The sequence below is a fragment of the Escherichia sp. AM3 genome (genome assembly GCF_032029835.1).
GTDB classification, from domain to species: domain Bacteria; phylum Pseudomonadota; class Gammaproteobacteria; order Enterobacterales; family Enterobacteriaceae; genus Escherichia; species Escherichia coli.
Genome location: NZ_JAVUPQ010000870.1, coordinates 1 through 287 on the forward strand (window position 1 = coordinate 1; position 287 = coordinate 287).

General features: G+C 50.9%; 1 pseudogene. It reads left to right on the forward strand.

Annotation, left to right across the window (positions count from 1 at the left end):
• Positions 1-285: pseudogene (locus tag RTW80_RS28790) on the forward strand (secretion protein HlyD); the annotation flags it as partial.
• Positions 286-287 lie beyond the last annotated feature (2 nt).

A 287-nucleotide genomic window follows, 5' to 3' on the forward strand; every position in this document is an offset into this window, starting at 1 on the left:
GCCTTCCCCTATCAGAAGTTTGGTGTGCAGTACGGGACTATCCGTGAAATAAGCCATACAACGCTGACATCTTCTGATTTACTCTCCGTATCTCCTGTGACCTGGAAGGAGAATGAAGGTCATTACCGCGTCATCGTTGAACCTGAAAATACTTTTATTCTGGCTTATGGGAAACAGGAAGCCCTGCGCCCCGGCATGGTTCTTGAGGGGGATGTCAGCCTGGATACCCGCAATTTGTGGGAGTGGCTGACTGAGCCGCTCTGGAGCCTGAAAGGAAAGCTGTGATG